This window comes from Tenacibaculum sp. L6 (genome assembly GCF_028823685.1).
In the GTDB taxonomy this organism is placed as follows: Bacteria; Bacteroidota; Bacteroidia; order Flavobacteriales; family Flavobacteriaceae; genus Polaribacter.
Window position 1 is genome coordinate 16,504 of sequence record NZ_JAPEHZ010000019.1, and the last position, 21,295, is coordinate 37,798.

The following is a 21,295-nucleotide window of genomic DNA, read 5'->3' on the forward strand; positions in this document are numbered from 1 at the left end:
AAGTTTTATCAAAGCTTTTACTAGCAGTTATTATGCCATAAATTACTTTTGAATATAAGAAAATAACATAAAATAATATTAAAATCTGTTACCTTCGCAGTATGCAACAAACAACGAATACAATTTTAATGATTCGTCCTGCAAATTTTAGGATGAATGAACAAACAGCAGTAAATAATTATTATCAGCAAGAGTTGTCGGGTATGCTACCTGCTTCTATCAATGCGAAAGCACAAGAAGAGTTTGACGCTTTTGTAGAAAAATTAACAGCTGTTGGAGTAGAAGTCCTAGTGATAGAAGACACCAAAGAACCTGATACTCCTGACGCGTTGTTTCCTAATAATTGGATTTCTTTCCATGAAAATGGAGATATTGCTATTTATCCGATGTTTGCAGAAAATCGTCGTTTAGAGCGAAGAGAAGATGTATTAGAGGTTTTGGAAGAAAAAGGTTTCTCAATAGAAAATGTAATTGATTATTCCGAAGCGGAAGAAGAAGGAATCTTTTTAGAAGGTACAGGAAGCATGATTTTAGATAGACAAAACAGAAAAGCTTATTGTGCGTTGTCTCCCCGAGCGGATGAAGAATTATTTATTGAATTCTGCGAAGATTTTGAGTTTACTCCTGTAATTTTTGAAGCGAACCAAACAGTTGATGGACAAAGAGAAGCAATTTATCATACCAATGTCATGATGTGTGTTGCAGAAACTTTTGCTGTAGTGTGTTTAGATTCAATAGATGATAAAAAAGAAAAGAAAAACCTTTTAAAACATTTAAAGTCAGATAAAAAAGAGGTGATTGCTATTTCTGAAGAACAGGTAACTCAGTTTGCGGGGAATATGTTACAAGTTAGAGGGAATAATGACGAACGTTATTTAGTAATGAGTACCTCCGCATACGAATCGTTGACAAATCAGCAGTTAAGAAACTTAGAAAAGCACACAAAAATAGTCCATAGCTCGTTACAAACTATTGAAACCTGTGGAGGCGGAAGCGCACGCTGTATGATGGCTGAGGTGTTTTTACCAAAAAACTAAGTAGCCATTGAGTTTGAAACTTTATAATTTTTATAGTATTGCATTAAAATAAAAGAACAAATTACCGAAGAGGCAATCCCTTCAATAGCTAATGCAAATACAACTAGAGGCAAACTTAAATTTTGTCCCCAAAAAGAAGATTGTTCAAGTACTGTCATAAAACCAGCATCTATAAAATCTACATATATAATTAATCCCAAAATAGTTAAGGCTACGGCAATTATAGAGGTTCCAATTCCTAATAAAAAATTGCTGAAATATAACGACTCATGGTTTTTAACAATATTGGTTTTTATAGCTCTGTTAATACCATAAAGAACGAAAGCAAAGTTTAAAAAACGTAGTTCAGCAACATCTTCTAACCCAAAAATTTTCATAACTAAAAAGTAACCAGCAATGCCTGCAAAAATTAGCAAAGCATTGCTGAATATAATTCTATTGCTCGCCATAATATACTTTTTAAGATTTAGTAGTCTTAAAAGTACGAAATAATCGAATGAAAATCAATAATTTATAGCAAAGCTTCTCTTAAAATTGTTACAGGATGTTTTGCAATGCGTTTGGTTCCATCATAAATTTGATGACGACAACTAGTACCTGCAGCTACAATTTCTGTATAGTTTGAACAGTTTCTAACTTTAGGAAACAGAGTATCTTCACCTACTTGCATGCTTACTTTGTAATGCTCTTTTTCGTAACCAAAAGAGCCTGCCATTCCACAGCAACCTGTATTCATAATAGTAACCTTATAATTTTCAGGAATATTTAAAATTGAAAAGGATGCATGGGTACTCGATAAGGCTTTTTGATGACAATGCCCGTGAATTTTCAATGTTTTAGTTTCATTGGTAAAAGCATTCGTGTCAATGTTTCCTTTTGAATGTTCTGAAGCTAAAAACTCTTCAAGAGTAAAACAGTTTTCAGAAAGTTTTTTCGCTGCTACCTTATCACTTGCGATTCGCAAGTATTCATCTCTAAAGGTTAAAATAGCTGAAGGTTCAATCCCAACAAGAGGTGTTTCTTCAGAAATTAAGTTTTTAAAAGTAGCTACATTTTTATTAGCAATCTCTTTAGCTTCTTTTAAAAATCCTTTAGAAATATAGCTGCGTCCGCTTTCTTCGTGGTTTACGGTTTTTACTTCGTATCCTAGTTTTTCTAATACAACTACTGCATCTTTACCTATTTCAGCATCGTAGTAGTTCGTAAACTCATCGTTAAATAAGTAGATTGTTTTTTGAGACTTCTCGACTGCGCTCGAAGTGACATTATGAATTTTCAACCAAGCACTTAAAGGCTGTTTAGCCAATTTAGGAACCGAACGTTGTGTCGCAACTCCCATTACTTTTTTAGCCAAAGTAGTATTGGTAAAGAAGTTTGTTAATGCAGGAAATTTGCTTCCAAGCTTGTTGTATTTTGCATTGTTAGCAAATAATTTACTACGGAAAGAATAACCATTAGTTTCTTGATATTGATATAAAAATTCCGCTTTCATAGAAGCGATATCTACGTTACTTGGGCATTCACTAGCACAAGCTTTACAACTCAAACACAGGTCAAGAATTTCTTTTAATTCTTTTGAATCGAATTTGTTTTGAGCAGTATTGTTGGTCAAAACTTCACGAAGTGTATTAGCTCTAGCACGAGTTGTTTCTTTTTCGTTTCGAGTTGCTCGGTAACTAGGGCATAAGGTTCCGCCAGCTTCAGGAGATTTACGGCAATCACCAGAACCGTTACATTTTTCAGCTAATTTTAAAATACCTTCACTATCGGAAAAATCTTGTATGGTTTCAATGTTAGGTTCCGTTCTATCTATCTCATAACGTAAGCTCTGATCCATAGGGAAAGCATCAGTAATTTTTCCTTTGTTGAACACGTTATTTGGATCAAAAGCTTTTTTAATTCTTCGTAATAACTGGTAGTTTTTATCACCAATCATTAAAGGAATAAATTCTGCACGTACAATTCCATCACCATGTTCACCACTAAAAGAACCTTGGTATTTCTTAACCAATTTTGCAGTTTCAGTAGTTATCTTTCTAAACAACGTAACATCTGCAGATTTCTTTAAGTTTAAAATAGGACGTAAGTGCAATTCACCAGCTCCTGCATGCGCATAATACACAGCATTTTGCTGGTACTTGTCCATTATTTGGGTAAATTCTTCAATGTATTCTGGTAAATCTTCTAAAGCTACGGCAGTATCTTCAATACAAGCTACTGCTTTCATATCGCCCACAATATTTCCTAATAAACCTAAACCTGCCTTACGCAACTCGTGTACTTTGGCAATATCGTTTCCGTATACTTTCGGATAATGATATCCGAAGTTATTTGCTTTTAAATCTTCAATTAAATTATTAGCCAATACTTCAGCTTCTTCAATAGTATCAGCAGAAACTTCTAACATCAACACCGCTTCTGGATCTCCTTGTAAAAAGAAACGATTTTTAGTTTGTTCCCTATTGTTTTTGGTACAGTCTAAAATTACTTTATCCATCAATTCACAAGCATATAATTTGTGATTCATGGCAGTTACCGTAGCTTTTAAACTCTCATTAATACTATTAAAATGCGGACAAACCATAATGCTTTGCGTTGGAGGTAAGTCGTCTAATTGAATAGTAATTGCAGTAGAAAATACTAAGGTTCCTTCACTACCTGATAAGAATTTAGCTGGATTGATTGTAGGTTCTGTTCCTCCAAATAAATCAGAGGTTAAAAACTCATCAACAGCATACCCTGTATTTCTTCTATGAATGCTTTCCTTTGGAAACTCCTTTTTAATTTCTTGTTGAGCAGCTTCTGAAATAAGTTCAGTGTAAATTGCTCGATAGATATTTCCTTCTAAGGTGTTTTCTATTTTTTTCTGATTGAATTCTGCCGAAGTAACTTCAGAAAACATTACTTCACTACCATCACTCAACAATCCTTTAATAGCAATTACTTTATCTCTGGTAACACCATAACGAATCGAAGTACTTCCAGAGGAATTGTTACCAACCATTCCTCCAATCATACAGCGGTTAGAAGTTGAGGTATTCGGACCAAAGAACAAGCCGAAAGGTTTTAAAAATCGATTTAAATCATCACGAATAATTCCAGGCTCTACTGTAATCGTTTTGTTAATTTCATCAAAAGCCAACATATTCGTAAAGTGTTTCGACACGTCAACTACAATTCCGTCTCCTACACATTGTCCCGCTAAGGAAGTTCCTGCTGTACGTGGAATTAAGGTGATATTATTTTTGGTAGCAAAATCGATTAATTGCTGAATATCTTTTATATCCTTAGGATATGCCACAGCTAAAGGTATTTTACGATATACCGATGCATCGGTAGCGTAAATGTTTTTATGTAAATCGTCAAAAAACAATTCTCCTGTTAACGATTTTTCTAAGGTTTGTAGTTGTGTTGTTTGTATCATTATCTAAATTACCTAATATTGTATTGATTGGGTAAAGTATTACTTTATCGTTACAAATATCTATAATTAAAATTTGTAAAAGAGTTTAATTGATGTTTACTCTATGGGGATGTTTCTTTTAAAACAGGTGTCAAAACATATAAAAGTATCGGTACCCGCTACTCCGTTTATCAAATGTACTTTGTCGTAGAGTATTTTTTGTAAATGTTGATTGTCTTTTGCGTAAATCAAGATGAAAATAGCGTAGTTTCCGGACACGAAATTACATTCTGTTATCTCAGGAATTTTTTCTAATTCGCGCATTACATCTTTCGCAAAACGAGCTTCACGTAAACGAATACCTGTGTACGATTTAGTTTTGTAGCCTAAGCTTTTTTCTTCTAAAACAAACTCTGCATTTTTAATTACACCTTCTGCTGTTAATTTTTTAATACGTTGATGAATTAAGGAGTTAGAAACTTTTAACTCATCTGCAATTTGCGAATAGGCTTTACGAGCATCTAAACGAAGTTTTGATAGTATTTGTTTGTCTATATAATCAAATTGATTTTCCAAAAGAATAATGTTGTTTAGTTAGAATAAACTCAATATAAAACCCGTTATGCTTTTTGATAAAAACTCTGTCAATTCGAGTGGATTTCACGATTGAAATGAGTGAAATTTGTATCGAGAATTAGGATTTTTGTACATAAAAAAGTTCTCGATACGATTTTTCGTTCCTCAAAATCACTCGAACTGACATTAATCTTGTTTGTTTACTTCAAAATGAACAACGAGTTAATGTAAGCTATAAAATACACAATCGTTTTTAACGAAAAAAGCGTAGCCACAAATTTACATTTACGGCTACACACATTTTTTTACTATTTGATTTTATGATTAAGCATTTATTTCTGCCAAGCAGTTTTGTATGCTTTCATCTTGCATATCTTCATACCATTTTGTTAACGTATAAACAGGTTCCCCTAAATCTTTTTCAAATAAATCTTGATTAGAAGTACCTTGGTATTCACGTTTAGCATCATCTGTTCCTAAGTTTGAGGCAAAAATTCCTGCTGCACTTACAGGTAAGAAATCTTCGTAAACCATAGGTTCTATACTTAAATAACCATCCTCTAATAATTGGTTTACATCTACTTTTGTATACACTTTATCTTTAGATAAAGTAGCTGCTTTATTAGTAGTAAAGTAATGGAAATAAGCTAAATCTTCAGAATGTAATTCTTCATAGTTATCAGGGAAAACTTTAAAATTTTCTGCTAATAATTCGTTGTATTCTGAGGCATTTTCGGCAGTTGGTGATCCACCAATAGCTTTACGTGTTTTATTTAACAACTCATGATAAAGATCAAGTCCTTTTTGAGTTAATGCAGCCCCACGTTGTTCTATCTCACCAAAACGAGCTTTGTGTTCGCCTATTTCTTCTTTTTCAACATTGTTTTTAAAAGTTACTTTTTCAGTCAATGCTTTAAAACTTGTTTGACGTAATAAAATAGGGCATTTTCTTGCTGGAGGTCCTTCGATATTGTCTTTTGGTGGAATATTACGAGCCTCCATGCTTACTTGCACCTTGTCTATGTCTAAGGTTCTAGGAGTTAGGTGGTTGATGTGAGGTCCTTTGAAAGCAACAACATCAGCAATTAATCTGTGTTGATTTAGTAAGGCTTCGTACATTTCATAATCTACGGTAGCAGTATCGTGCCAACGAAAAGTTTCCAATGCTTCTAGTACAAAGATTTCGGCATCTTCTTTATTTAACCCTCCTTCTTTTTCAGATTTATCAATAAGTTGTAAAACTTTTTCTGTAAAAATTTGACGTTTTTCTAAAATAGTTTCAACATTGTTACGAAGCTGAGGATCATCAATTAAATCTATACGTAATAAAGAAGTAAAAACTCTGAATGGAGCTTGATTAAGAGCGGTGCTTTCAATAGCTCTAAACGCTGTAGAATGAACAGGAACACCGGCTGGAGCTAAATCATAATAACCAACAGAATACATTCCCATTACTTTAAACAAACGTCTCATCGTAAATAACTCATAAGGCTTACCCAAACGAATTGCTCCGTGGCGTTCCATATTTAATCGAGTTAATTCGCCAGTATGTGCTAACTGTTCTTCAATTTCTTTAGACTCTGAAAGAACATTTTCATTTATGCCATGAACCAAATCAAGAAGTTCACCATAAAGAGGTACCTCTTTTTTATACATATCAGACATAATTTTAGAAAAGCGGTTACGAATGTATTCTGGAGAAACAAATTCTTCAGCTGTATATTCTAGTTTATTTTTTGAGGACATAGTTTGTTAAAATTTGCTGCAAATTAAATGAATTTAATCTTTTTTAGTGTTTATAAATGTAAATTTTGTTTTATAGATGTTTTTTTTAGGTTAATTTAATTCCTTGAAAGCAGTTTTTTTAATCCAAAAGACAATTTTCACAAAAAAAGTGTTTTTTAAAAGTCAATTTGACTTTGTTTTAGGGTATAAGCTTTAGTAAAACGTTTTAGAGTTTTTAGTAAACCAAGAGTAATTTAAAACCTCACATTATTCAATGTAGAGTTCTTTATTTTGAAGAGATTTAAAAGTATACAGACTCCACATCTTCTGGAATAGCAACTTTTTCTTCTAGATTGTTTTGAATCAATATTTCTTTAAGTTTTTTTCGAGTTAACGGACAGTGGTTTATAGCTTCCATGTGATTTGCTATAACCAAGCCATGTGAGTTTTTAACAAATTTGATGATATCATCTACATTCATAATAAGATTTTTAAATACATCAAATTGAGCAGCACCACTAGCTAATACACTAATTTCAGGTTTGTATTCTTTAGTACTTTATGAACGGCATCTGTATATACAGTATCAGAACTCAGATAAATTGATTTTTGATTTGGTAATTTTATATGAAAACCAAGCACATTACCCATAAGTTTAGCAACAAATCCGTAGCCATGTTTTGCAGGTATTCCTTCAATCTCTCCTCCTAAAAAAGCTTGTTTTTCCCAGTATTTTAAACTTTGAACAATATTTAATCCTCTTTTTTTAAATGCTTTTTCATCCTTTATACTACAGGTGACAGGAATATTATTTTTAATTAAAAATTTAACAGCAGCATTGTCAATATGATCTGGGTGTTGATGTGTAATTAAACAGTGAGTTACTTTTTTTAGAAGAGAATATGTATTATTAGGAAGTGGAACAGTTGGTTTTTTTCTAGCTTTATGTCTAAATAGTGTAAACGGAGGCATAATTCCTTGATTACCTAACATAGGGTCGACAAGAATAACTTCTTTTTCAGTTTCAATAATTATGGTAGCATTTCTTATTTGATGTATGTGTAACATTGTATAATTTTTTAGTTATGCAAATGTCTTTTTTACACTATCTATTTTCATTGATTCAAATCAATAAATACGCTTTTTAATTCTGCTTAGTGTTTCTGGAGTTACGTTTAAGTATGATGCTAAATGGTATTGTGGTATATACTGTATCCATTCTGGTTTGTATATAAAAAGCTCATTGTACAACTCCTCTGGAGATTTTGTAACACGATTAAACTCTAGTTTTTCTTTTTGTTTTAAAAGCTTTTTAAAAGAAGCTTCAATAAAGGTTTTTCCACATTGATATTTTTCTAGTAAATCAAAAAAAGGTTGTCTTTCAATACTTAAGATTTCTACAGTAGTTAAGCTTTCTTGGTTTTTCTTTGTTTTAGTATTTTGATTAAAAGTTAGTAAATCAGAAATAAACTGAGGCTTTGTATAAAAGTTGATATTGATTTCTTTCTCCTGATTTGCGTAATACTCTCTTACAATTCCGTTATTTAAAAAACGCAACTGTTTTTCTTTAGAATTTTCTTGAAGTAAAAAACTTCCTTTAGCATGTTTTTCAACCTTAAATAAAGAAAATAGTTCATCAAGTCCATGTTGATTCAAAGGGAATTCTGTTTTGAAGAATTTTGAAATCTCTGTAAACTGTTCCATTAATTCTGTTTTTCAATTCCAAAAACTAACGGTTTAGAATCTTTATCTAACAAAAAGATAGATATTCCAGCCAGAATTCCAAATCCATAGCTTGTTGTGTAAATCTTTTACTCTTTTAATAGCTAAAGTTACAGCGCTATAAAACAAAATAAAACCAAAAGGTAAACTAGGTATACTAAATGGTTTTACAACTTTATGTGTAGCTAGTAAGTACGCATCTTTAGAACTTATGATTGATATTACATTAGTATTTATAATTAAATCACTAATGCTACTAAAAGCTAGCAAGAATAAAATTATTATACCCAATAAAAATTCTTGCTTACTAATCATTTTTCTTGGATCAAATAATAGTTTTAGTATTTTGTAATTCATAGCACTTTTTAAGTAATAAGAAAAATAAGTGAATTTTATATATGTTTTTTTGTGTCAAAAAATATTTTAATAAAACGTCAGCCTTAAATAAATTTAAGACTGACGTTGTGTGGTCTAATTTACTGTCTTTTTAAATTAGTATTAATTATAAGAGACCATTTGTTAGCAACTAGCAGTTCATTATTAATTAATAAGTCTGTTTTTTCATCATAAATAACAATAGAAGTAGTCTCATTTTTTTTAATGAAGCTGAGCTCTATTAATGCAATTGTTTTATCGTTTATACTTCGTGTTTTTTTTATGATATTACATTCTTTAATAGTTTTCAAGTCAATTACTTGGTTATGGTTGTTCTCTTGAGATTGTTTATGAAAGAAAAGAAAACTTTTAGATTTATCAATACCTAAAACAAAATCATTACAAAATTCATACTCTTCTATATTACAGTTATATTCTTGGGAAAGATTATTTAGTATTTGAAGCTTTTCATTCTTTTTTGTTGTTTGTCTTTTACGTACTAGTATAAAAGGGGCTATACATATAACTAATAGTACAGCACCAACGATTGTGGTTCCTAAATCCATTTATTTTTAAATTAATTACATTAAGTTTTACTCTTTAATTTATAAAGAGTATATTTTTGATAGTGAGATTGATTAGTTGGTTATTAAAAACTTAATGTTTTCACCAATGATAATGGAAAGGAAATATTAAATTAGATTTTCTATAGTTTATTAAAACATTTCTTGAAAAAGAAATATATTGAAGATATTTTCTGTTGAAAAATAATTCAACAGATTTAAAATTGATTCCTGCTTCTGAGAATGTGTTTTTTACATTATTTGAAGGAGGATTATTAGAGTAATTAGTGAAGTTTTCTGACTCTAAGGTATGTTCTACCCCCTTAGAAGAAAGTTTTTGTTTGTATTCTTTATGTGAAGAGTATGGGTTGCTAAACTCACTAGAAAAAGATTGATCTTTTTGCGTATAACCAATGGTAGAAAAATATACCATTGTAATAAAAAGGACGCTTAAAAATCGTAATATCTTATTCATACTACAAAATTACTTTAATAATTAAAATTAAAACCGATTATTAGTTAATTTTTAAGGCTTTCGTTGATTTCTTTAAAAATGTTAGGTTTATCAGCAAGAACAATTAAAATGTCAGCAGCATTTATTGTCGTTGAACCATTAGGAGTTATATAGTTACCATCTCTTTTTATCAAGGCTATAATGGCGTTTTTAGGGAAATCTAATTCTACAATTTTTTTGTTTGCCGACTTGCATGATTCTGTAATTATAACTTCTTGCATTATAGCTTTCGGATTTTCTTCTAAGAGCATATCTGTAGCACTGAGTTTTTTTGTTTCTTCAGGTAAAGCAACATTTAACCATTTTGCAACAATACTAAGCGTTGTACCTTGTATTAAAATAGAAGTAACCGATATAAAAAATACAATGTTAAAAATAATATTAGCTTTATCTATACCCGCTAAAAGAGGATAGGTTGCAAATACTATAGGAACCGCGCCACGTAAACCAACCCACGAAATATAAAAACGTCTTCTTAACTTCATTTTAAAAAAGAGTAAACTAATAAAAACTCCCACAGGGCGAGCAATAAAAATTAAGAAGAGAGAAATGATAAGTCCAATACCAATGTAAGGAACAATTTGTGAAGGAAAAACAAGTAATCCTAATGTTAAGAATAGTACAATTTGCATTAACCAAGCTAATCCATCAAACATTTTTAAGATCGTTTTTTTATGAATTAAGTTTTGATTTCCTAAGTAAACAGCACAAATGTAAATAGCTAAAAAGCCATTACCGCCTATAAAATCGGTAAAAGAAAAAGTAATAAACATAAGAGCAATAACCAAGACAGGATACAACCCTTCAAAGTCAAGCTTTATTGAGTTTATTGTTTTTTTACTAAGCATTCCAAATAAAAAACCAGCAATAGCACCAACTCCCATTTGCTGTAAAAATAAAGGTATTATAGAGGCTAAACTTTGATCTTGATGGGTAACCAATGTTAAAAAAGCAATAGTTAGTACGTACGCCATGGGGTCGTTACTACCACTTTCTAATTCTAAAGTAGGACGTAAATTTTCTCTTAACGCTAAGTTTTTAGAGCGTAAAATAGAGAATACTGCAGCAGCATCGGTAGAAGAAACAATAGCACCTAGTAGTAAGCTTTCATAAATTGTAAAATCGGTAATATTCCATACGAAGAGACCCAAAGAAACAGCGGTAAGCAATACGCCTAAAGTAGAAAGTACCAATCCTTCTTTGAGTATGGGTTTAACAGCCTTCCAGTTTGTATCTAACCCTCCAGAAAATAGAATAAAATTTAAAGAAACAATTCCTATAAACTGTGCAGCTTTCGGGTCGTCAAAAATAATACCACCAATACCATCAGACCCAGCGAGCATTCCAATAGTTAAAAATAGTAGCAGAGTAGGAACTCCAAATTTATACGATGTTTTTCCAACTATAATACTTATTAAAAGTAAAACTGACCCGATTAATAAAATATTTTCAATGGTTAAATTCATGCAAGGAATGTTTTAAACAAATATATAGGTTTTCGTATTTTTATTATTAAGTTTTTATATAAAGAAAAGCCAAAGCTGTACAGCTTTGGCTTAACTAATAAAACCAAGTATTAGTGTCATCGGAGTTAGCTAACCAATGAACTAATGTTGTTAGTGTCAACTATATGTTAATATATGGTGTAATCATAAATTTTTATCCGTTCATTACCCATGATAGTAAGAGTGTGTATAACAGGGTAACTATTTTCATAAAAAAGTTACCTTTAAAAAAGAAGTCGAATAAATCATTCATAGTTTTTCAGTTTATGAGATTACCAAGTTTTAAAAGCTAATTCTCCATCTTCATCATACAATCTACGGAAACCTTTAGAGATATTATCTAGTGTATTATTAGCGATTGTTATAGTACCTACATGACCATCGTTACAGTCTACTTCTAAAACAAGTTTATCAATTGTTTTGTTCTTATTGAATTTAGAGCTGATAACGTTTATATTTATGTTTTTACGATCTTCGAACCAATTAATTAATTTGTTAAGTTCATCTTCAGTAGTTTTTTTAGAAATGATAAATTCAGCTTTTATATCATTTATAGTACTGTTAAAAAGGAAACTTACTTCATCATTATTGTCAGAATTCCAATCTTCAGACTCTTCATTATTGTTGATGTCCTCTTCATCACAATCCATACATTCGAAACCTTTTGATGTCATTTTAAAATGATGATTAGCCATATCTCGATCATAAATATTTAGTGTATTTTTTACACCATCTAAGAAATTACGAGACGATCCTTCAAAATAAATAGTTGTTCCTTCAGGAATGTATATTACTGCGTTTATCTCTTCATCTTTCCAAATGTTTTTAAAAGCACTTAAAAAGAAGGCGTCAAAAACAATAGTATTGTTATCGCTTTTATAAGTATATTTTATAGCTTCTGCATTATTGTTTGCATCATTGCGCTTTTTTCCTTCGGATGTTTTTTTAATTTCAATATATGCGCTATCAGTTTCACTTTTACGAACATCAATATTAATGTTGTTAGAATATTTTAGTTCTTTATCGTCAACATTCACCAACATAGCGTTATCACGATTTCGTAAATTATGTAGATAATGAATGTTATCATCATTAACAACTCGAATCTTTAAAGGTTCTTGCTGATTGTAGGTAATACTATGTTTAGTAACATGTGTACCATCATAAGCATGAGATGTAGCAAACTCTATTCCTGTAAAACCTATAGCTAATAATGAGATTAACCATAAACCGAACAAGGTTAAAATAGTAGCAGTGCTTAATTTTTTAATATTCGGAGATAAAATTCGTAACCCTAAAATAAATAAGACTACAAAAGGAATACCGATTAAGAAAAATAAGAAGGTCATTAATAACCATTTAGGCATTACTGAGTCGTAGAAAAATGGTGGGTATTGAACCATGTCTCCATCGAAATTTAAAATCTCTAAGCTTCCTACAGAGAATAAACCTAACAATAATGAAATGATAGTAATACCTGCAATGAAAATTAATAAAACGCCCATGAATTTACCGAACACTTTGAATAGTGTTAATAAAATTTTACCCATTGTGTCTAAAAAATCTTGTAATCCTGATTTCGTTTGGTTACGTAGCTTTTGGTAATCAGCATTCGAAATTTTATCAGTTAAATCATGGGCGCCTTCCTTTACCTTTGATGATAAGTTTTCAAATTCGTTACGAATTTTTTTTTCAATATTATCAATGTTTACGGCTTCACCTTCCATTTGTAATTTCTCAGAGGTCGTTTTAGCTTCAGGTAGAATAACCCATAAAATGATATATCCGATGATTCCAAAACCGAAACCAGCTAAGGTTAGAATAAGAAAAGCTAAACGAATCCAAACAACATCTATATTAAAATAGTGTCCAAGTCCAGAACAAACTCCTCCTAAAAACTTATCGTCACCATCTCTAAACATTTTTTTGCTAGCGGTGTTTCTTTTATGATTGTATGAAGTGTTTTCGTTATAGGCTTCTTCAGCTTCAGCATAATCTTCAGGTTGTCCCATAATAGCGATGATTTCTTCAATATCGCTTTCATTTACTACTTGACGAGCGTCTGTAATTCTTTCTGATAATAATTCACTAATGCGTGCTTCGATATCGGCAATGATTTCGTTTTTTCCTTGCGGATCATCACTTAACGAACGAGCGATAGCGTCTAAGTATCGTTTTAATTTCTGATAGGCAGTTTCATCTATGTGGAAGAAAAATCCGCCCAGGTTTATATTTATTGTCTTATTCATCTTTAGTTGATTTTGTACTTGTTACTTGGTTTACTGCGTTTACTAAATTATGCCATGTTTTGTCTAATTCTTTTAAAAACATTCCGCCATTTTCGGTGAGTACGTAATATTTTCTTGGAGGTCCAGAGGTTGATTCTTCCCATCTGTAACTTAATAGTCCTGCATTTTTTAAGCGGGTAAGTAACGGATATATGGTTCCTTCAACCACAATCATTTCTGCACTTTTAAGGTTAGAGAGTATCTCAGAGGTATAAGCATCTCCTTTTTGTAAGATTGATAAGATGCAATATTCTAAAACACCCTTACGCATTTGTGCTTTTGTGTTTTCTATCTTCATGTAATGCGGTTTATGGTTATTTTATAAATTTTATTGTAAAAGGGTAGTGATATAGTTCGCCTTTATTAGCATTCATAGCAGCTATAATTATCAATGCTATTTTTATCAGTGCTATAAGTCCTGCTAACGAAGCAAAACCTAATAAGCCAAATAACCCTCCATAACCATGATGTCCTCCAAAGTCGATGTCAATTCCATTAAATCCGTGGAATATATTTCTAAATAAGAACGGTATAAAAGAAGCACTAACTATAAAAATGTACAATCCGAAACTAATATTAAAGTTTACGGCTTCTTTACCGTGTTCATCTAAAAATGCACTTCTCTCTTTTAAAGTTTGCCATAAGATTAAAGGAGTAATGATACTTCCTAGTGGGAATAAATATCCTGCAAATGCAGATATATGTATTAAAAAGGCATTGGTTTTTTGGTTATTGTGTTGCATAATAAAATGAATTATATAATACTTTACAATGCAAATATATATCTTTTAAAAGGTATTATGCAATACATAGTACTAAAAATTAACAAAATTTAACGTTTGAGTTTCGTGATTTAATTGAATAAAAAGCCGTACATTGCCTGTAAATACTGAAAAAATGAAGTTTACACCTAGAAAAGTTAATGCTTTTTTATTTTTTAAATTACCAGCAGCTTTTTTTACTGGAGTACGTTTAAAATCACTTACTGATGATACAGCTGAGGTAAAAGTTACCTACAAATGGGTAAATCAAAATCCGTTTAAATCGATGTTTTGGGCGGTACAGGGTATGGCGTCTGAATTAGCCACAGGAGTTTTGGTAATGAAAGAGATTGCAGCGTCAAATAGAAAAATTTCGATGTTAGTAACCAACATGAATGGGACTTTTACCAAAAAGGCAACAGGAAAAATTCGTTTTGAATGCAATCAAGGGCAATTAATAAGAGAAACGATTCAAAAGGCGATTGAAACAGGTGAAGGACAAACAGTAATTGTTACTGCAGAAGGTTTTAATAACGAAGGAATTTCGGTATCGAAATTTGAATACGAATGGAGTTTGAAAGTGAAATCGTAACAAATTACAGTTTTTATGTCTAATAGATAAAACTAAAAAATATGAATGCACACGAAATAGATTATCGCATTTTTGGAGAAGAAATGCAGTATGTTGAAATAGAATTAGATCCGCAAGAAGGGGTAGTTGCTGAGAGTGGTAGCTTTATGATGATGGATTCTGGTGTAGGAATGAATACCATTTTTGGAGATGGCTCAAATCAAGAGAAAGGATTGTTGGGAAAGATTTTTTCTGCAGGAAAACGAATTTTAACAGGAGAAAGTTTGTTTATGACGGTGTTTACGAACGAAGGTCAAGGAAAAAAACAAGTTTCTTTTGCTTCTCCATATCCAGGAAAGATTATTCCAATCGATTTAACCGAGTTTGGTGGAAAGTTTATCTGTCAAAAAGATGCTTTTTTATGTGCAGCTAAAGGTGTATCGATAGGAATTGAATTTTCTAGACGTTTAGGTAGAGGGTTGTTTGGTGGAGAAGGTTTTATTATGCAAAAAATGGAAGGTGATGGTATCGGATTTGTACATGCTGGAGGTACGATGGCAAAGAAAGTATTACAACCAGGTGAAGTATTAAAAGTAGATACAGGTTGTATCGTAGGTTTTACCCAAGATGTTGATTATGATATTGAGTTTGTAGGCGGAATAAAAAATACCATATTTGGAGGCGAAGGATTGTTTTTTGCAACTCTTAAAGGCCCAGGTACCGTATATATTCAATCGTTACCGTTTAGTCGATTAGCTGGAAGAGTATTGGCAATGGCGCCTCAAACAGGAAAAGGAGATAAAGGAGAAGGAAGTGTGTTAGGAGGTTTAGGTAATCTTTTAGATGGAGACAATCGATTTTAGAAAATAAACTGCATAAAAAAAGCCGCTAAATCTAGCGGCTTTTTTTATGTGTATAGGTTGTTTATATTCCTAATTCATCAAACATGCTGATTAATTTTTCTCCTTCAGATGGAGCAGGAGCATTAGGACTTACAATATTTCCATCAGGATCAACGATGATAAATCTAGGTAATCCTTTAATTAAGAAATTTTGAGCCCAGTCTAATTTTAAGTGACTATCTCCAGCCATTAATTGAATACCAGTCATTTCTCTATCTTGGATTGTTTCTTTCCACTTTTCATCGTTCCCTTTATCATCAACATTAATACTAACAAACTCAATGTTTTTACCATGGTATTCTTGCTCTAATCTTTTTAATAAAGGAATTTCTCTTTTACAAAAAGCACACCAAGTAGCCCAAACATCAATGTATAAATATTTTCCTTTACCTAATAAATCATCCATAGAGGTTGTTCCTCCGTTATAATTAACGTAATCCTTAAATTTAGGAGCAGGTTGCCCTTTTGCTGTAGTCTTTAAAAGGTCGTAGTCTTTGGTAATTTCTTTTTTATGAGCTTCATTAGTAGAGTAAGCCATAAATTTTCTATAAAACTCCTTTAAATCACTAGTATATGTAATACTGTTTTGAGCACTTTTGTATAATAAATCATTTTTAGCTACTGTGTCAGTTACTTCTGTATGAACAGTTTCTAAATAAGTTAAGTATAAATCTTCGCCTTCTTTATTCTTTTCTTTAGCGATTTTATTCAATTCAGTTTCTAACATAGCTCTGTAAGAAAATGAGTTTATGTAATCATCACCACTACTATAATTAAAGTTTTCTAAAGGGTTAGGGAAGTTTTCAGAAACTTTAAAATCTTTGTTTCTTGTTAAAGTAGCATGAAAATCTTGGTAATTATATAAGTTTCTTAAGCACTCGTAATCTATATTTTTAACTTCGTGTTTTAAAAAATCAGCAGGTAATTGTTTAGAGATAGAAAGTTCAGTTAAGGCTTCTTTATATTCATCAGTTTTAGCTAAAAATTCCTCTTCTTCCAAAGCAAAAAATTGGTTAGCACTAACAATAATATCACTCCAAATCTTTTGCTTCTCAACAAAATAGTTGTTAATGTTTGCGTGTGCACCTTCAAAATTAACAACGTCAGCATTTTTATAATCAAATACAAGACCTGTGTCGTCTGTTTTAGTTAGGTATAGGTTAAGAGGTGTTTTGTTGAAAAATAAAGTATAGTAACCATCTCTATCAATTTTAAGGGTGTCAACAAAAGAACCAGTTTCTCTATCAAACTTTATTTTTTTCTCAAATTTAAAGCCAGATAAAGTAATATCTCTTCGTTTAAAGTTTTCAACTTTACCAGATAAAATCAGATAGTCTTTTACAGGTGCTTGTTCCTCTTTTTTACATGAAATTATGGTAACTCCTATGAGGGCTAAAAGTACTAGTTTTTTCATTGTTTCTCGTTTAATATATATGGTGTTCAAGGCGCCGAAGTTAGTTTTTTTAACGTTTTTATCAAAGAAATTAACATATTATTTAAATACCCCTACTTTTTTACGCGAAAAGATCTTGAAAATTTATCTTTTTTTAGGTTCTTTGTACACCTCAAAAATATTAAAATGGATACTACACATATAATAAGTTCACAACCAATAGGTTTAGAAGATATTCATAGTATTGTATTACTAGATAAAAAACTTTCATTATCAGAAGAATCAAGACAAAAGATACAAAAGTGTCGTACGTATCTTGATGGGAAAATGAAAACACATAGCGATCCTATTTACGGAATTAATACAGGATTTGGTTCGTTGTGTAATGTGAAGATTAGCGGAGAGAATTTACAACAATTACAAGAAAACTTAGTAATGAGTCATGCTTGTGGAACAGGTGATGAAGTGCCACAAGAGATTGTAAAATTAATGTTGTTGTTAAAAATTCAATCGTTAAGCTACGGACATTCAGGTGTGCAATTAGCAACAGTTGATCGTTTGATAGATTTTTACAATAACGATATTCTTCCAGTAGTTTATACACAAGGTTCGTTAGGTGCTTCTGGAGATTTAGCTCCGTTAGCACATTTATCGTTACCGTTAATTGGTTTAGGAGAAGTATATGTTGATGGAGAGCGAATTTCTGGAGAAGCATTATTAGCAAAGTTTGGATGGGAGAAAATCAATCTACAATCTAAAGAAGGATTAGCCTTGTTAAATGGAACTCAGTTTATGAGTGCTTATGGAGTGCATAATTTATTAAAAGCGTATAAATTATCATACTTATCAGATGTTATTGGAGCTGCCTCGTTAGAAGCTTTTGACGGAAGAATAGAGCCTTTTAATGAGTTGATTCATTTAGTACGTCCGCACAACGGACAGTTAGCTACAGCAAAACGTATTTCTGAATTGTTAGCAGGAAGTGAGTTGATAACGCAGCCTAAAGAACACGTACAAGATCCGTATTCGTTTAGATGTATGCCACAAGTTCACGGAGCAACGAAAGATACTTTAGAGTTTGTAAAGAAAACATTTGTGACTGAAATTAATTCGGTAACGGATAATCCAAATGTGTTTGTAGATGAAGATATCGTGGTTTCTGGAGGAAATTTTCACGGACAACCGTTAGCATTAGCCTTAGATTATTTAGCGATTGCGATTGCTGAATTAGGAAATATCTCAGAAAGAAGAACCTATCAGTTAATTTCTGGTTTACGCGGATTACCAGCGTTCTTGGTTTCTAACCCAGGATTGAATAGTGGATTTATGATTCCTCAGTATACAGCAGCAAGTATTGTAAGTGCCAATAAGCAATTCTGTACACCATCGAGTATTGATTCTATTGTGTCGAGTAACGGACAAGAAGATCATGTGAGTATGGGGGCAAATGCAGCTGTAAAAGCTAAAAAAGTAATTGACAATGTATGCTCGGTATTGGCTATTGAGTTGATGAATGCTTCACAAGGATTGTCTTTTAGAGAACATAATACTTCTGAGTTTTTAGCTTCTTTTGTAGAGATGTTTAGAGAAGATGTACCTGTGGTGAATGACGATAGAGTATTGCATAACGATATTAAAAATGCAGAAAGCTTTATTAATAACTTAACTATTGAAGTAGAAGAGTTGTTTTAAGGAACAATAAAATCATATAAAAAAAACTCCAGCTGTAATTTCCAGTTGGAGTTTTTTGTTTTTAACGGTTTTGTATAAGAATAGTTGTGTGTTTTAGGCACTAAAGTTAGCAAATAAATAACAGATAGAAAGTCTGCAAGGATTTTCGTAAGTAGGCGAGAACTAGCCATTAATTATACACGTTAGCAAACGTTTTTAATAATTTGTACTATTCAGTTTCTGTTGCTGTAATAGTATTTGATTTAAAAGTTTTATCATTTAAAGTTTTCATTTTAGGGACTTTGTAAAGAAAATCTTTCAATTTTATAAAGTTATCATTTTCAGTACTTCTATATTCACCCAAACTATAATATAAAACTCCATTTAATTCTTTTGTTTGTTTAGTAACTAATTCATATTGAGTTTTTAAATCCTCTATAAATTCCTCTTCAAATGGATTTATATATGGCTTGTAAACTACACTAATTTTATATTCTCTTTTTGAGCAAAAATCTCCGTCAAATCTATTTATTTCAATATTTTCAAAAAGTTTTGACTCATTAGGTTTTAACTCAACTAATTTGCTAAATAAACGAGAAGGTCTTTCGTTTGCCATAACCTGTTCATATGGCTCATTATCTATTTTACACTTTTTATTAGAAGTAATTTCTAATTTAAAAGGATATGCATATAAACCATTTGAATTTAATTCATTATTTCTATCTAGGTGTTTGTCAAAAAAATAATTTTTGGGAGAAATAATATAAATTAAACTGTCAGTGTTATTTTTAAAAGAAATATCTAAAGTCAGTTTGCTCTCTTTTGATTTATAATTTGCCTTAGTTATTTCAATCGAAACTTCGCCCTGTCCGAAAGAATAAATTGTTACTAATAATAAAAAGGTTGTTAATGTTTTTTTCATTGAGTTGGTTTTTAATGTTTGCTAACGGTCTCGTATAACCGTCAGTTACGGATTTAAAGTTAATGATTTTCGGTTAAGAACTGACGTTAGCAATTCCGAGTGGATTCGGACGTAGTCGAATCCGCCGTAATTGCGGTTATACATCTTAAGTTAGCAATTGTTTAACTTTAGTAATAAAAACCAGAAAGAAAAAAGCGTAGAGTAAGGTTATGATATACGTTGAAACCTAGATTTCGTCAACATTGATAATCCCTACGCTTTACTACTTTAAATTCGTTCAGTTCTGTGAGACCAAGATCTCGATTTCAAGTTGTTGAATTGATAGTAGTTATTTTCTTTCCAATCCTTTTTTTCTTATGAGTAAAAATAAACAATTTTTAGGAATCGATGTAAGTAAAGATGTTTTAGATGTGTATGATTATCAGGGTAATTCGTATCAATTTAAAAATGATACATCAGGCTTTAAAGAGCTGTTGTTAATCACAAGTAATTTAACTCATTGTATAATGGAAGCCACAGGGTATTATCATGTACGATTAGCTTATTTTTTAACAGAAAAAGGAGTTTTGGTATCTGTAGAAAATCCGTTGAAGATAAAACGTTTTATTCAAATGAGTTTATCAAAAGTAAAGACGGATAAGAGTGATGCAAAACAGTTATATAATTATGGCGTAAGTCAAGCTCCTTCTATATGGAAAGGAGAAAGCAAGGATCAACAAGAATGTTTACAAATAGTACGTTTGTTGAGTGTTTACACGAAACAATCTACTCAATTAAAGAATAAGCTTCATGGCTAATCAGTATTAGGAACTCCATCGAAATTGGTAGTTAGTTCCTTAAAAAGGCAACTAAAAAATATACAAAAAGAGATGGTTAAATTAGAAGATTTGTTGCTAGAGAATGTAAAAAAGAGCTATCAAGAAGAAGTGACTTTATTAAAGTCTATTCCAGGAATAGGAGGTAAAACAGCATTAATGTTATTAGTTTTTACCGATGGATTTAAGCGTTTTACTTCAGCAAAAGAGTTGTGTAGTTACGCAGGTATTACACCTACTATTAGAGAATCAGGCAGTAGTATAAAAGGACGCCCTCGAATAAGTAAAATGGGAAATCCAAAGCTTAGAAATTTATTGTTTATGTGTAGCTTTAATGCTTGTAAATACAACAAAGCATGTAGAGAACTTTATGACCGAATAGTTGCTAAAGGTAAGAGTAAAAAACTAGCTTTAATAGCGGTATGTAATAAGCTACTAAAACAAGCTTTTGCAATAGTAAAAAGTGGTTTGCCTTATGATGCAAATTATAAAAGTACTTTGGTTTAAAAAAGTATAAAATTTACTTGTTTTTTACCTCAGTTCTTTGTTAGC

The 21,295-nt window shown here is 31.3% G+C and carries 20 protein-coding genes and 1 pseudogene; 5 read left to right on the forward strand and 16 right to left on the reverse strand.

Annotation, left to right across the window (positions count from 1 at the left end; all coding sequences use genetic code 11):
• Positions 1–101: 101 nt before the first annotated feature.
• Entirely contained in the window at positions 102–1,037 is a 936-nt protein-coding gene (gene ctlX / locus OU788_RS05640) for a citrulline utilization hydrolase CtlX (RefSeq protein WP_274634255.1), read from the forward strand.
• Here the strand turns inward: ctlX and OU788_RS05645 are convergent.
• From OU788_RS05645 to OU788_RS05705, 14 genes are all read right to left on the reverse strand, one after another.
• Positions 1,034–1,486, reverse strand: coding sequence for a hypothetical protein (locus OU788_RS05645; RefSeq protein ID WP_274634256.1), 453 nt, complete (start codon positions 1,484–1,486; stop codon positions 1,034–1,036). The genes ctlX and OU788_RS05645 overlap by 4 nt on opposite strands.
• 62 nt (positions 1,487–1,548) lie before the next feature.
• A complete protein-coding gene (locus OU788_RS05650) occupies positions 1,549–4,461 on the reverse strand; it encodes an FAD-binding and (Fe-S)-binding domain-containing protein (RefSeq protein WP_274634257.1) in 2,913 nt (970 codons plus the stop codon).
• Positions 4,462–4,557: 96 nt separating this feature from the next.
• Positions 4,558–5,016 (reverse strand): Lrp/AsnC family transcriptional regulator, encoded by a 459-nt coding sequence (locus OU788_RS05655; RefSeq protein WP_274634258.1) that lies wholly within the window; start codon positions 5,014–5,016, stop codon positions 4,558–4,560.
• Positions 5,017–5,340: 324 nt separating this feature from the next.
• Positions 5,341–6,762 (reverse strand): 2-oxoadipate dioxygenase/decarboxylase HglS, encoded by a 1,422-nt coding sequence (gene hglS / locus OU788_RS05660; RefSeq protein ID WP_274634259.1) that lies wholly within the window; start codon positions 6,760–6,762, stop codon positions 5,341–5,343.
• A gap of 280 nt (positions 6,763–7,042) precedes the next feature.
• On the reverse strand, positions 7,043–7,222 hold the full coding sequence (locus tag OU788_RS12915) for a hypothetical protein (protein WP_342454913.1): 180 nt from the start codon (positions 7,220–7,222) through the stop codon (positions 7,043–7,045).
• Between the two features lie 41 nt (positions 7,223–7,263).
• Positions 7,264–7,809, reverse strand: coding sequence for an MBL fold metallo-hydrolase (locus OU788_RS05665; RefSeq protein WP_298997601.1), 546 nt, complete (start codon positions 7,807–7,809; stop codon positions 7,264–7,266).
• A 60-nt stretch (positions 7,810–7,869) separates the two neighbouring features.
• Positions 7,870–8,445: a Crp/Fnr family transcriptional regulator gene (locus tag OU788_RS05670; protein WP_274634260.1), complete on the reverse strand. Its 576-nt coding sequence runs from the start codon at positions 8,443–8,445 to the stop codon at positions 7,870–7,872.
• A 42-nt stretch (positions 8,446–8,487) separates the two neighbouring features.
• Positions 8,488–8,820, reverse strand: coding sequence for a hypothetical protein (locus OU788_RS05675; RefSeq protein ID WP_274634261.1), 333 nt, complete (start codon positions 8,818–8,820; stop codon positions 8,488–8,490).
• A gap of 119 nt (positions 8,821–8,939) precedes the next feature.
• Positions 8,940–9,404 carry a hypothetical protein gene (locus tag OU788_RS05680; protein WP_274634262.1) on the reverse strand — a complete coding sequence of 155 codons (465 nt, stop codon included), beginning with the start codon at positions 9,402–9,404 and terminating at the stop codon, positions 8,940–8,942.
• 100 nt (positions 9,405–9,504) lie between these two features.
• Positions 9,505–9,876 (reverse strand): hypothetical protein, encoded by a 372-nt coding sequence (locus OU788_RS05685; RefSeq protein ID WP_274634263.1) that lies wholly within the window; start codon positions 9,874–9,876, stop codon positions 9,505–9,507.
• Between the two features lie 44 nt (positions 9,877–9,920).
• The gene (locus OU788_RS05690; protein WP_274634264.1) at positions 9,921–11,381 is read right to left on the reverse strand and encodes a potassium/proton antiporter; all 1,461 of its coding nucleotides are present in this window, start codon (positions 11,379–11,381) and stop codon (positions 9,921–9,923) included.
• A 311-nt stretch (positions 11,382–11,692) separates the two neighbouring features.
• Positions 11,693–13,669 carry a PspC domain-containing protein gene (locus OU788_RS05695; RefSeq protein ID WP_274634265.1) on the reverse strand — a complete coding sequence of 659 codons (1,977 nt, stop codon included), beginning with the start codon at positions 13,667–13,669 and terminating at the stop codon, positions 11,693–11,695.
• Positions 13,662–14,006: a PadR family transcriptional regulator gene (locus tag OU788_RS05700; RefSeq protein ID WP_047789417.1), complete on the reverse strand. Its 345-nt coding sequence runs from the start codon at positions 14,004–14,006 to the stop codon at positions 13,662–13,664. The genes OU788_RS05695 and OU788_RS05700 overlap by 8 nt, the downstream gene beginning before the upstream one ends.
• A gap of 16 nt (positions 14,007–14,022) precedes the next feature.
• The gene (locus OU788_RS05705) at positions 14,023–14,451 is read right to left on the reverse strand and encodes a DUF4870 domain-containing protein (RefSeq protein WP_274634266.1); all 429 of its coding nucleotides are present in this window, start codon (positions 14,449–14,451) and stop codon (positions 14,023–14,025) included.
• Between the two features lie 154 nt (positions 14,452–14,605).
• On the opposite strand from OU788_RS05705, the gene OU788_RS05710 reads away from it, so the two are divergent.
• The gene (locus OU788_RS05710) at positions 14,606–15,061 is read left to right on the forward strand and encodes a DUF4442 domain-containing protein (RefSeq protein ID WP_274634267.1); all 456 of its coding nucleotides are present in this window, start codon (positions 14,606–14,608) and stop codon (positions 15,059–15,061) included.
• Between the two features lie 41 nt (positions 15,062–15,102).
• Complete coding sequence (locus OU788_RS05715; protein ID WP_274634268.1) at positions 15,103–15,903, forward strand: TIGR00266 family protein; 801 nt, start codon at positions 15,103–15,105, stop codon at positions 15,901–15,903.
• 61 nt (positions 15,904–15,964) lie between these two features.
• On the opposite strand, the gene OU788_RS05720 is transcribed toward OU788_RS05715, so the two are convergent.
• Positions 15,965–17,356 (reverse strand): TlpA family protein disulfide reductase, encoded by a 1,392-nt coding sequence (locus OU788_RS05720; protein WP_274634269.1) that lies wholly within the window; start codon positions 17,354–17,356, stop codon positions 15,965–15,967.
• Between the two features lie 165 nt (positions 17,357–17,521).
• Here OU788_RS05720 and hutH point away from each other — a divergent pair, with 165 nt between their 5' ends.
• Entirely contained in the window at positions 17,522–19,027 is a 1,506-nt protein-coding gene (gene hutH, locus OU788_RS05725; RefSeq protein ID WP_274634270.1) for a histidine ammonia-lyase, read from the forward strand.
• A 208-nt stretch (positions 19,028–19,235) separates the two neighbouring features.
• On the opposite strand, the gene OU788_RS05730 is transcribed toward hutH, so the two are convergent.
• The gene (locus OU788_RS05730; RefSeq protein WP_274634271.1) at positions 19,236–19,928 is read right to left on the reverse strand and encodes a hypothetical protein; all 693 of its coding nucleotides are present in this window, start codon (positions 19,926–19,928) and stop codon (positions 19,236–19,238) included.
• 356 nt (positions 19,929–20,284) lie between these two features.
• Here OU788_RS05730 and OU788_RS05735 point away from each other — a divergent pair.
• Positions 20,285–21,250: pseudogene (locus OU788_RS05735) on the forward strand (IS110 family transposase).
• Positions 21,251–21,295 lie beyond the last annotated feature (45 nt).